We start from the raw sequence: 11,779 nt of genomic DNA on the forward strand, positions 1-11,779 counted from the left end.
TTACAAAAGATAATACTGATTTCCGGGATCGAGCAATCATCGATTATACAATCACTTGTTATCAAGAACTTGACTTTTCGCTGTTGATTTAGATAAAAAAACGGAGAAGTGTCCCAGGCATCTGGCAACCCATGTTTTTCCATCTGTAATATTGCCAGCTTCTTTCAAGGCTTTTCTAAAATGTTAAGAGAATTTTGAGAGACTGGGAACTAGACGGACTTCCGAGCCATGGGATCGGTGAGCGAATGAAGCACAATTGGATCGATTTCATTACTTTTGATTAAAAAATTGAGTTATGGCAACAATTTTAAAATCAGACCAAAGAGAATTTACGGCGACTCCGAATAAGATTGACCCATTCCGGATCTTCACAGATGCATCGAGAACGAATAGGGGAGTAAACCCTGAAAATCTGAACTTTGATTTAAGACAGTTGAATCCTGACCAATATTCTGCTCCCTATCATTTCCACCAATACGCAGAAGAATTATTTATGATCGTTTCGGGTTCTGCAACCTTGCGTACACCAAATGGGTTGGAAATTGTCAATAGTGGAGATTTAATGTTTTTTGAAAAAGGAGAAACCGGAGCACACCAACTCTATAATCATACCTCTGAAGTGTGTATTTACTTGGATGTCAGAACTTATTTGGGATATGATATTGCAGAGTATCCAGATTCGGACAAGATACTGATTGCCCCATCTTTTGAGATTTTTAGAAAAGACTCCCAAGCCAAGTATTTTGATGACGAGAGGAACATCAAAGAGAAGTGGAATCGACTTAAAAATGAAAGTGATCAAACCAACCGCGAATAAATTACCATGCTTTCGGTCTGAAACGGATCCCAAAACTGCATGGGTTCACTTCTGAGTTTTCCAAAAAAAGCTCGCCAATCCGGAGTACATGACGGAATATACTAGCACACGTGCCGAAGTGAATCTCCATAAAGGCGTAGGTAGAACTGCACATGCATGGAAGTAAAACTGCACACGTATAAACACTGCTTACGGTGTGTGAAACCATGATTGTACACGTACACGAATTGGATTCGAGACGTATGCAGGTTTTGCCGCAGACGTGTGCCGATCTAGCGACACCCGGGTGGAAGCTTGCTACCTTCCGGCGGATTATGGATGGCACTGGAATGCCAATAAAATCAGGAGGAGGGCTTCACCGTCACCTCTGAACCGGAAACACCGCCTGAACATGATTTTAGAGCGTTAAAGAAGGATCGGATTAGGGGCAAAATGAGGATGCGATAGCCCTTAACGACTTCGGAGGCCTGAGCAGTGTAGCCAAACCTCTTGAGCAAGGCGCTCAAACAACGTGAGTGACAAGTGCCGTGATTTGGGTGCTTTCATGCAGGCAACTTTCGGTAATCACAAATCATTTCAATTCTAAAAGAAACGCTGGCGCTTAGGATTTCTCTATCTCGTTTTAAAAAACAAAAGCTACTTCCCGGGATCTCTTATTCCATATCAAATACAACAGCTGTCAAAAATGATTTGGAGTGGAGGTAGCAGAGAAATGATTTGCCCACGCACGATGCGGGCGAGGAATAATCCCCATTAATAGGGATTGTCTCCCGGTATTCAAGAGTTTACTTTTGTCCTCAGAAGATTGATGAAAACAGATGATTCTTTTAAAGTAAACAAAAAAAAGACGGAAAGACAGGTCTGTTAACTCTAGTAGATAATCAAATAATAGCTGTGTTGAGATCAGTAGAAATGGAATTGTTTTCAGTTTCACAAGCTGCTTTCATTGAACCGGAAAAGAAAGGGTATTTGCCTGGTTGCAAAATCGTTTTTATACAAGTTGCATCATGTTAAATTTCTATTTTTTTTCAATCGATAAGATAGAATAAGTCTAAATAAGAATAGTATTTTACAATGTCTGAAATGGCCAAATACTCCCTAATCGTATTCTTTTTGACCGTCGTGTCAGTTTATGGTCAAAACACTAAAAACAGTTTTGTTTTTGGCAAAGTAACTTCTGAAGATGGTAGTCCGTTGGTATTTGCCACGGTCGTAATCAATGGTACAACGCTTGGCACACAGACTGACGAACAAGGGAAATATGAAATTAACGTTCCCGTTTATGGAAAGCATAAAGTTTCCGTTTCATTTATAGGTTATGGCAAAGCTTCAAAAACCATTGAAACAAGTCCCGAAAACAAGCGGGTGAAAATTGATTTTGTCCTTAAAGAAAGCGCTGAAAACTTAGACGAGGTGACTGTTAGCGGAAAGTCCAGGAAAACGGAGCTTGAGACCCAGGGTTTTGCCATGAATGCCGTTGAGACAGAAGAAATGAGTTTACGCAGTGTACAGGCCAACGAATTATTAAACACAACAGCAGGTGTGAAAATTCGCCAAAACGGAGGATTGGGCTCCAATGTGGAATATTCGTTAAACGGCTTATCCGGGAGTGCTGTTCGCATTTTTATTGATGGTATTCCCATTTCAACGTATGGTTCTTCCTTCAACCTAAACAGCATTCCTCCGTCAATGATCAAACAAATTGAGGTTTACAAAGGAGTGGTACCCGGTCATTTAGCAGACGATGCATTGGGTGGAGCCATTAATATTCAGCTTCATAAAAAGGCAAGAACCAATTTCAATGCTTCTGTTTCTTATGGGTCATTCAATACTTTTCAAACAAGTGTGAACGGCACTTATCGCTTTGATAAATCAGGATTAACTGTAAAGACTTCGCTTTTCCATAATTATTCCGATAACGATTATAAGGTCTCGGGCAGAAGTGTTGTGGTCACTGGTTTAGGCGGTGTGCAAACCCCTATTACAGCCAGAAGGTTTAACGATGCCTACAGATCTACCGGCGGTATGGTACAAATTGGCTTTACCGACGTAAAATGGGCCGATCAATTTTTTGTTGGAGTTACCGGGTCAGACGACTATAAAGAAATTCAGCATGGAGCCTTTATGACCATTACCCCTTATAAGGATCGGTTTATGGAGTCGGATGCCCTGTTGGCTAACCTGAGCTATCAAAAAACGGATCTTTTTATCCCCGGATTGGAATTGAAAGTGAACGGTTTGTATGGTAAACGTAACCGTGATTTAATCGATACGCTAGCCTGGGCTTATAGTTGGAGCGGGAAGAGAGCCATCGACTTCAGGGGCAATGAATACCAATATTCCTGGGGATCGCAGCAAGAAGGAGGCCCTACACGGTCTAAAATTAACCGAAACGTATCGTCCATTCGATCAGGCCTGTCTTACAACATCAATGATCATCACCGGATTTTGCTGAACCACGTTTTCAGCGGAATTGACAGGGAGGATAGTGATGAATTGCGATCGGTACTGGAAAATACATTCAGTGGAACAAGAGATCTGCGCAAAAACATCTATTCTTTGACCTACGAATTTAATGCCTTTGACAACAGGTTAAAAACTAGTTTGTTTGGAAAGCACTATCAACAAAAAACAATCAGTGTTGATCCCGCTATTGAAGCAGATGCTGACGGAAATAGCCAGATCATAGATGAAGTGGTAAGTAGTAACAAGGAACATGACGGATTTGGTTTTGCCTTGTCTTATGCACTTATCCCCAATGTTACGTTGCTGACCTCGGCAGAAAAGGCGATACGCCTTCCAAATGAAACTGAAATTTTTGGTAATGACGGGGACAACGTAGTGGCCAATTCAAGCATCAATCCTGAACAAAGCAACAACTACAACCTGGGATTTCGCCTGGGAACCTTTACCCTTCAAAAGCACAATTTTGGGATTTCGGCCAACTTCTTTACACGTAATATCAAGGACAGGATTGGCTTGCCCATCGAAACATCGCTTAACGTGAATGATGAACTCATTCTGTATGTGAACCAAGGAAGTGGTACCTCCAAAGGTGTTGATGCACAGTTGGATTATAGTTATAACCATAATTTTGGACTTAACTTCAATATCTCGCGTTTCAATTTGACTGTTGAAAACAGGGGAGTGGAAATTGACGTTCCGAACACGCCATTTTTCACCATGAACGGAAGCCTGAGGTATTCCTTTAGAGATTTCATACAAAATGATAGCCGCCTAAACCTCTTCTGCTCATTCTACTTTACGGAAGAGTTTTCATATCTGGTTCCACAGGGATCGAACACGGTGGGGGACGACTTTTTTAAAGTGCCCGAACAATTTACTCAGGATGCCGGGCTGAGTTATACATTCCCGAACAACAGGTTTACCATGAGCTTTGACGCCAAAAATATACTCGATAAACCAGTGTACGACAATTTATCGGTACAAAAAGCCGGAAGGGCTATTTACTTGAAACTAAATTATACAATTAATTCTTTTTAATAACTTAAATATAAAACAACATGAAGTACAACTTTTTAAATATTAAAACTTTAGCCTATGCGTTTGTAATAGCCGTGCTAGTGGCTTCTTGCAGTAGCGATGACGATGATATTATCAATAAACCTGATCCTACAGATACAAGATGGATTACTGTGGCTGCAGCCCGAATGGGCGAAAATCCAGGAGATGGAAACGGGGGGACTTTAATCTATGCGATTGACAGCGAAGAAGCGAAAGACCCAACAGTGTCCATTGAACCTTTTGACAATGGATTTATCGTTCCTTCAAACCGAACTGCCCGCTTGCAATCTTCAGAGGACGGTAATACCATCTTCAATATCAGTTACGCCGGTGATACTGGTGGTAACTATACCAAATATACGGTAGCGGGTGGACAGAACTTTACTCAAACAGGTACCGAAGTCAGCATTGCTCCCTACGTGGGATCTGCTCCCCGATGGATCAAGCTTTTTGATGGAGACCAAACGGGGTCTGCTGTATATGTTTCCACAGAACACCAATTTGACGAAAATGATAGCTATGTTCGTACTGAGGCTACCATGGGTGTTTTAACTTTAGATTTGGTTAATTCACAAATTAATGAATTCCAGGAACACAGTATCGCTTTAAGTGCTGAAGAAGAAGCCAATGGTTACTATATTTCCAGGATTGATATGCCTGTATTGAATGCAGCTGGCGATAAACTTTATATTGGAGCACGTTTGAGTAAGGTAAACCCTGCAACTGCGGAAAGAGACAGCGACTACGAAATTTTAGGATCAAAAACCATTGTGCTGGATTATCCGTCCTTATTGAACCCTTCTGTAATTACTTCGACTTTGGGACACGGCAACACCAACGGTTACCGCAGCATCAATGCCTTCCTGTACAACGGAAGCGTTTATCAAGCCAACCAAGGAGATCCGCAAGGCTCCTATATTCTAAAGATCGATGCGGACAACGAATATGACGATAGCTACGACTTTAATTTGGATGAAGCATTGGGTGTAGAAGAGGCTTACATCCTAGCTTGGAGACCTGCTTCCAACGGGAAAGCCGTTTTAGCCTACCGCCATGCCGGTTCTGAAGAAGGAGTGGCAGGAGCTCAGGGATTTTTTGCGTTGATTGATTTGGAAGCTAAAACGGCAGAAAAAATCGATGACATTCCATACGACCCCGATTTTTACTTGTTCCAATACCAGGGTTTTGCCGTTGACGGAACAGAGATTTATGTGACCCAGGCCCCGGTGGGCGAAAACGGAAACATTTACGTCATCGATACAGAGACTGGTGACGTAACCAAGGGAGCAGAATTAGTTAATGCTCAAGGAAGCCACTTTATCGGAACATTCTAATCTTTTAGAATCATACGCTGAATATAAGCGCTGTGGAAGATTTTCCTCCACAGCACTTTCCCACTACAAAATATCTTTCAATAAATAGAAATAGAATCAAAAATGAAAATACAAACTTTAAAGTTCTTCTTTTTCGGAATAATCACCTTCCTGTCAGCTTTTACAAGTAGGGCACAGCGCGGGGAACAAAATCCGTTTATGGACAGAGACTACTGGGTTGCTCATCCCAGTCTTGCCGATATTGAGGCCAAAATTGCGGAAGGACATTCGGTTACTGAAGCCAACAGAGGCGGTTTTGATCCCATCACCTTTGCTATCTTTGGAGGAAACCCCGTAGCCAGTATCGACCATCTTATTGAAAAGGGAAACGATGTAAACAGACGCACACACGATTCAAGAACCTATATTTTTTGGGCCGCCTCCCGGGGAAATCTGGCGCTTATGGAATATTTGGTAGAGAAAGGAGCCCGAACCGATTTAAAGGATTCGCACGGATATTCTTTGACTCAGTTTACTGCTGCTTCGGGCCAAAGCAATCCGAAGATTTACGATTTTCTGATTGAACATGGAGTAGACTTAAAGAACGAAAAAGACCACGATGGTCGTAATGTGCTTTTAGTGGCTGCGCCAAGGGTAAAAAATCTGGACTTAATTGATTATTTCATCAGCAAAGGGCTTCGTTTAAATACAACCGACGACCATGGCAATGGCATATTCAATATTACAGCTCAGGGAGGAAACATTAACGTGTTAAAAGCTTTGGTAGCCAGAGGAGTTTCTATCGATAAGAATGCCAAGACCAACGAAAATGCCATTCTTTTTGCCAGCAGAGGCGGAAGAGGCAGTAGCAACAGTTTAGCGGTTTTTCAGTATTTGGAAGGATTGGGATTGGAGCCCAACATCACTTCAACTGATGGAGTAACACCATTGCACAACCTTTCCCGGTCTGCTGACGACCTGGCGATCTATCAGTATTTTATCGATAAGGGAGTAAACCCAAATTCGGTTGATAAAGAAGGGAACACGCCGCTTTTGAACGCCGCATCACGCAATAAATTGGAGGTTGTTAGCTATTTGGCCGAGCAGACAGCGGATATTAATCATACCAACAATGAGGGGCACGCTGCATTAACGTTTGCCATTCAGAATAACAATGCTTCGGTCGTCGCTTATTTGATATCAAAAGGAGCCCAAACGAATATTTTGGACAAAAAGGGAAATAACCTGGCTTATTATCTTTTTGACACACGCGGCAATCCGCGCGATTTTGAAGAGAAAGTGGCGTCATTGCGCGAAGCAGGTTTTGATTTCAAAAAACGGCAAGCCGACAACAGTACGATTTGGCATTTGGCCATTGCCAAAAACAATTTGGACCTACTGAAAAAAGTTCAGGGTTTTGGCGCCGATATCAATGCAAAGGACAAACAAGGAAATACTGTTTTGCACTATGCGGCCATGAAATCGAGCGATGCGGAAACACTTAAGTTTTTGGTTGCCAATGGTGCCGACATTAAATCAACCACTGAGTTTGGAGAGACAGCTTATGAACTGGCTCGAGAAAATGAACTGTTGAGCCAAAATAATGTGAGTTTAGAATTTCTAAAGTAATTGAACACCTATGAGTAAAATAATAAAACGGACTATATCAATTTTGGTACTTGCCCAGCTTTTCCTTTCACCTTCTTTTGCGCAGGCTCCGGCAACGGTGTCTTACAAATGTATGATACAAATGGCAAACTATACAGGTGAATACGCTTATGTAGTTGTTTCGCTAATGAATCCCAACGGTGATTATGTAAAAACATTATACATGCAGGGTGATGATCCCGAATGGTATCCCGACCTTAAAGATTGGTGGGCATTCAGCCATCCTATAAACGAGGATATTGATGCTGCTACCGGGGCAACCGTTGGAAATGGCGAACGAAATATTATCTCTTTGGTTGTTGATGCTTCACAAATTGACAGCGGGTTTAAAATACGTTTCGAATCGGCTGTCGAAAATCAGGAATATCACAAAGTTGATGCCGAAATAGAGCTGAATTCTGCCACCATCAGAAACAAGGTTGACGGAAAAGGTTATATCCGCTATATCCGCATGATACCAAATTCGTAAGTTATGATTTTTTCGATATGGCGTAATAGCCATTTAATGCTAGCCTTAGTGGCCTCCTTGTTTTTATTGGTCGCTTCGGTTACTGGTGTGATTTTGGCTGTTGAGCCAATATCGAATAAAATACGCTCATACGATATCGACCATGCAGATGAACTTACTCTGGCTGAGACATTAGCGAATTTGAATGCGCAATACGATGAAATCCTGTCAATCTCGAGGGACCGCAACGGCTTTGTTAGTGTCTTGGCAATTGTTAACGGAGAAAATGAGCAGTTCTATGTAAATCCTTTTACAGGTGAGAAATTGGGTTCACCAATTGAAAAGGCACGCATTTTTCAGTTCAGCACCAGTTTACACCGTTCGTTGTTTTTGAAAGCACCTGGTCGTTTTCTCATCGGCCTTGTATCTTTTTTACTATTTCTGATTGCGGTATCGGGTATTGTACTTATCGCCAAACGGCAGGGTGGGGTTCGCTATTTTTTTGCGCCAGTGGTTCGCGAAAACTTTTCGCAGTTTAACCACGTTGTTTATGCCCGCATTACTTTATTGCCCATTTTTGTTTTATCATTGACCGGCTTGTACTTGTCGTTACTGCGTTTCAACCTAATTCCCGAGGAAAAGATTGTTCACGAAGTAGATTATGATTCGCTGACCGATGAACCGAGCCTCCCGCTCCATGCTTTCGAATTCCTGAACAACACCACCTTGGGAGCGCTCAGAAAACTGGAATACCCTTTTTCAGATTTTGTAGAAGATTATTATACCATCAGTTTAAAGGATCGTGAGGTTTTGTTAAACCAGTTTAATGGGCAGATTATTACCGAAAAGAAATACCCATTGGTTACTATGGCTTCATCCTGGGCTACTGTTTTACATACTGGAGAAGGGAACATTGTTTGGAGTGCCATATTAGGAGCAGGAAGTCTTGCCATTCCTTTTTTTATGCTCACGGGCTTCATCATTTATTTTAAAAGACCGAGGATTCGAATCAAAAACAAATATGCCCGGAGCGATTGCAGCCATATTGTATTGGTAGGTACCGAGGGAGCTACCACCCTGCAATTTGCATACGAATTTCACCGGCAACTGCTAAAAGCCGGTATAAAAAGTTATTTAGGGTTGATGAACGACTATAGTCAGTTCAGAAAAATGCAACAACTCATCATTTTTACAGCTACTTACGGGCAGGGAGAACCTCCGGCCAGTGCCAACCAGTTCAAAGAATTAGTGACAAAGAATCTCCAAAAACAGCCATTTTTATTTTCGATTATCGGATTTGGTTCTACTGCATATCCAAACTATTGCCAGTTTGCCTACGAGGCTTTTTCTTTGTTAAAGAACCTACCAAATACAGATAGTTTGGGCGAAGTACACACCGTGAACAACCATTCTTTTGAAGCTTTATCGAATTGGGTAAAGCGTTGGGCGCAAACAATGGAACTAAACCTTCAGCTTGAAAAACCCGAAATAAGGCTTCCTAAGAATCCTGTTTCTGATTTAGAAGTGTTAGACCGTGTTGACTTTGAAAAAGAGAATACCTTTCTACTCACACTAAAAAATACCAACGGAGCAAAGGTTGTTTCGGGCGATCTTTTGTCGGTCATTCCTGAGAACGATCCACGAGAACGACTTTATTCTGTCGGAAACTTAGGGAACAACACCTTGGCCATAAGCGTAAAAAAGTATCATGAGGGGATTTGTTCAACCATGTTGGGGCAACTCGAAAAAGGAAATGTACTATCCGCAGGCATTGCCAGAAACCGAGACTTTCACCTTCCCAATAATTCAAAAGAGGTTGTGCTCATTGCCACCGGAACGGGCATCGGGCCTTTTCTGGGAATGATGGCTACCAACACCGCCAAACGAAAGATGCACTTGTACTGGGGCGGCAGGTCTCCTGAATCGCTTCATTCTTACAGAGCTTATATCAATGAGGCACTCAGGCAAAAAAGACTCCATCGGTTTATGCCTGCCTACTCCCGTGCGCAATCCCCAAAAGTCTATGTGCAACATCTGATTAAAAATGATGCGGATCGGTTTGCCAGTGTTTTAAAGAAGGGAGGCTGCGTGATGATTTGTGGATCAATTGCCATGCAGCGCGAAGTAATGAAAGAACTACAAAACATTTGTAGCGAATGTTTGAAAAAGGATCTGAGCCACTACCAAAATCGAAAACAGATTTTGATGGATTGTTATTGAAACGAAAAAAAAACTTACTTACGGGATGTTAACCCGAACCAAATTTTCTGCTAGAATAACGTTCTCTGATCATGTGTTGGATCATGCTCCGGATAGCGAACTTCCTGATCTGAAATCGGATCATTTCCAACCGCTTCTTTTCCACGGAGCCTACGCACGGTATGCGCTTTCAGTTCTGCTTCGGGGTAAGGTTTCACCAAGCTGAGAATCTTTTCTTTCTCTGCGTCCGATTCCACGTTTTCAGTTAGCCAGGCATCGATGGCATCATCCGGAAGAATGAGTGGCATCCGGGGGCCCTCCAGCTTCGGATTATTGTGGATTCGGGCAAGCAGGTCGTTACCACGGGCGGTGACAATCGAAAAGGTGGTGAGTTTTTGGCCCGTTTCTTTGTCTGCCCATTCCGACCACAAGCCTCCCAGGGTCATGGGTTCGCCGTCGGACCGGTGAATATAGTAGGGGTAGGTTTTTCCTTTGAAATGGTAATGTTCAAAGACTCCGTCAATACAAATCAGGCAGCGTTTTGCCCGCGCCGAATATTTAAAAGACCAGGTTTCAAACATGTCCTCACCACGGGCATTTAGGGTTTTGTTCCATACCTGCAGCTGTTTGTCTTTATCCTTCGTGCTTTCCGGTACAAAACCCCATCGGGCCACAACCGGGTCATGGGGTTGATCTTTGGTGTATATTAGTACGGCCGGATGATCAAATCCCGTGGTATGGTGCAGGTCCTTCACGCCGAGCTTGAGTAATCGTTCTGTCAGTATCCGTACCGCTTCTTTATCGCGGTGGTGACGGGCCCGTTTTAGTTGGGTGATGAGCTGAGCTTTAAAATCATAACACATAACGACCTCCGGATTAATATTCTTAGAGTAAAACAGTCTCCGTGAAATGAAAGTTTACACGAGGGCTGAAGCCATCATTGAAATGGGCTGCCGGCGTTTAATTCGCTCGACGTTGTACCACTCATTTCGGTCCATGTTGTGCCACTGTTTTTCAGTATCTCAATTCTTTGTTTCCCGACAGAGCCACATAACTTTTTTCATGTGCTTTCCGGTCGTGCCAATCAAATGACCTGCGCCGCACCAGTAATCCTTCAGATGAAATTACACCCAAACACACCGATACAATCTCAATTAATTTCAGTTACAGACTGAACGTCCTCCCTTCTACAAAATCATTTCAGAAACGGCATTTGAGCTGACACAAGGCATGACCGTCAGATCGAAATGATTTGATTCTTATTTCCGGTATTTTAATTCATTCAGCATTCTTTTTAGTATGGAAGATTACTCCCACATTATCATCGAGTTGGAAGAAGATTTGGAGCAACTAGCTATGACTTCTGATCATGTGTTGAACACTGCCAGGCTGGCCATCCGAAGATGTAAGCTGGCCCTGGTCAAATTAAGGCGGATGGTTCTTGCCCGGGGTTTCCCGGATCAGGAATCGGAAATCCGCTTTTTTAAGGAGATCAAACCATCGGTCTCCAGCAAGCTCATCTATTACCAAAAGGTCTTTGGAATGGAAGGCATGCGTTTGGAGCTTGATAACAGAAGGCAAAAAAAATATCTTCAGCGGGAGCAAAATAAGATTCTGAAGTACATGAAACAGAACCGTGGAATTGTTCAATATTACCGATGCGGTCACAATCATCTGGACGAAAAATACTTTTTACGGAATAATGAAGCAGTCCCGCTGGAAGTGGAAGGCATCCTTTCGCTCATGGACGAAGATTTCTTCACCTGGCATGATCATACCTTTTCCACCATCATGGCCAACGAGCTATTG

General features: G+C 42.5%; 9 protein-coding genes. 8 read left to right on the plus strand and 1 reads right to left on the minus strand.

Annotated features, from left to right (window positions below; genetic code table 11):
* Positions 1-295: 295 nt before the first annotated feature.
* The 7 genes from ACTB00_RS19410 to ACTB00_RS19440 all read left to right on the plus strand — a co-directional run bounded on the left by ACTB00_RS19410 (position 296) and on the right by ACTB00_RS19440 (position 9,991).
* On the plus strand, positions 296-817 hold the full coding sequence (locus ACTB00_RS19410) for a cupin domain-containing protein (RefSeq protein ID WP_463301566.1): 522 nt from the start codon (positions 296-298) through the stop codon (positions 815-817).
* Positions 818-1,023: 206 nt separating this feature from the next.
* On the plus strand, positions 1,024-1,188 hold the full coding sequence (locus ACTB00_RS19415; RefSeq protein WP_463301567.1) for a hypothetical protein: 165 nt from the start codon (positions 1,024-1,026) through the stop codon (positions 1,186-1,188).
* Between the two features lie 712 nt (positions 1,189-1,900).
* Positions 1,901-4,321, plus strand: coding sequence for a TonB-dependent receptor (locus tag ACTB00_RS19420; protein ID WP_463301568.1), 2,421 nt, complete (start codon positions 1,901-1,903; stop codon positions 4,319-4,321).
* 20 nt (positions 4,322-4,341) lie between these two features.
* The gene (locus ACTB00_RS19425) at positions 4,342-5,676 is read left to right on the plus strand and encodes a hypothetical protein (RefSeq protein WP_463301569.1); all 1,335 of its coding nucleotides are present in this window, start codon (positions 4,342-4,344) and stop codon (positions 5,674-5,676) included.
* A 102-nt stretch (positions 5,677-5,778) separates the two neighbouring features.
* Positions 5,779-7,284, plus strand: coding sequence for an ankyrin repeat domain-containing protein (locus tag ACTB00_RS19430; protein ID WP_463301570.1), 1,506 nt, complete (start codon positions 5,779-5,781; stop codon positions 7,282-7,284).
* A gap of 10 nt (positions 7,285-7,294) precedes the next feature.
* Positions 7,295-7,792, plus strand: coding sequence for a DUF2271 domain-containing protein (locus tag ACTB00_RS19435; protein WP_463301571.1), 498 nt, complete (start codon positions 7,295-7,297; stop codon positions 7,790-7,792).
* 3 nt (positions 7,793-7,795) lie between these two features.
* Positions 7,796-9,991: a PepSY domain-containing protein gene (locus tag ACTB00_RS19440; protein ID WP_463301572.1), complete on the plus strand. Its 2,196-nt coding sequence runs from the start codon at positions 7,796-7,798 to the stop codon at positions 9,989-9,991.
* Positions 9,992-10,041: 50 nt separating this feature from the next.
* Here ACTB00_RS19440 and ACTB00_RS19445 read toward each other — a convergent pair whose 3' ends face one another.
* Positions 10,042-10,725, minus strand: coding sequence for an SOS response-associated peptidase (locus tag ACTB00_RS19445; protein ID WP_463301573.1), 684 nt, complete (start codon positions 10,723-10,725; stop codon positions 10,042-10,044).
* 544 nt (positions 10,726-11,269) lie between these two features.
* On the opposite strand from ACTB00_RS19445, the gene ACTB00_RS19450 reads away from it, so the two are divergent.
* Positions 11,270-11,779, plus strand: a 510-nt coding sequence (locus tag ACTB00_RS19450) for an RteC domain-containing protein (RefSeq protein ID WP_463301574.1), incomplete at its 3' end; no start/stop codon positions are given.

Source organism: Sunxiuqinia sp., assembly GCF_055140945.1.

What these genes read in the sequence shown, in the direction of transcription:
- ACTB00_RS19420 (WP_463301568.1), top strand. Translation starts at nt 1,901, where the DNA reads ATGGCCAAATACTCCCTAATCGTATTCTTTTTGACCGTCGTGTCAGTT.
- ACTB00_RS19410 (WP_463301566.1), top strand. Translation starts at nt 296, where the DNA reads ATGGCAACAATTTTAAAATCAGACCAAAGAGAATTTACGGCGACTCCG.
- ACTB00_RS19440 (WP_463301572.1), top strand. Translation starts at nt 7,796, where the DNA reads ATGATTTTTTCGATATGGCGTAATAGCCATTTAATGCTAGCCTTAGTG.
- ACTB00_RS19425 (WP_463301569.1), top strand. Translation starts at nt 4,342, where the DNA reads ATGAAGTACAACTTTTTAAATATTAAAACTTTAGCCTATGCGTTTGTA.
- ACTB00_RS19435 (WP_463301571.1), top strand. Translation starts at nt 7,295, where the DNA reads ATGAGTAAAATAATAAAACGGACTATATCAATTTTGGTACTTGCCCAG.
- ACTB00_RS19415 (WP_463301567.1), top strand. Translation starts at nt 1,024, where the DNA reads ATGATTGTACACGTACACGAATTGGATTCGAGACGTATGCAGGTTTTG.
- ACTB00_RS19430 (WP_463301570.1), top strand. Translation starts at nt 5,779, where the DNA reads ATGAAAATACAAACTTTAAAGTTCTTCTTTTTCGGAATAATCACCTTC.